Here is a 590-nt window from a genome sequence, read left to right on the forward strand (position 1 = left end):
GGTTATCCGGCGGAGAGTGGGCGGGCCATGACGGTGGGTTTGAAGCCGTAGCGTGGTCCGGCGCCGGCGCCGCGGGCCATGCCGGCCCCGGTGGTGGCGGGCACGCCGCCGACGAGGTTGCCGGCCCCGGATTCGGGGGCGGTGATGACCTCGCTGACCGGGACCGCCGAGATGGGTTTGGCCACGCTGGGTGCGGTGGCCCCGGGCCAGGATTGGGGCACCGACAGCCCGGCCACATGCGCGCCGTGGCCCAGCCCGGCGGCGACCTGGCCGCCCCCGCCCAGCGCCCCGCCACCGAGCGCGGCGCCCAAACCGTGGGAGGCCCCGGCGGCGGCCTTGGCCGCCGCGGGTGCCGCGCCGCCCAGCAGTCCCGCCGACTTGGCGATCTGCACAAACGAGTTGCCCATACCGACGCTGAAGTAGGGCAGGCCCTCGGTGTTGTAGAACAGACCCGCAAACGGGGCATACCCGTTGACCAGTGCCCCCAGGCTGGTGGGCGCGACGGTCTGGCCGGTCAGCAAGTACCACAGTTGCGAATACGACGACGTGGGCGGCCCAGAGGTGGTGGTGGCCTTGGGGGTGGCCAGGCT

Annotated in this window: 1 protein-coding gene; it reads right to left on the reverse strand. The window is 73.7% G+C overall.

What is annotated here, in order from left to right; genetic code table 11:
* Positions 1-2: 2 nt before the first annotated feature.
* Positions 3-590: PE/PPE C-terminal domain-containing protein (locus AC5Y6X_RS24385; RefSeq protein ID WP_499989710.1), on the reverse strand; the 588-nt coding region annotated here is incomplete at its 5' end.

The organism is Mycobacterium sp. NGS26 (assembly GCF_059813025.1).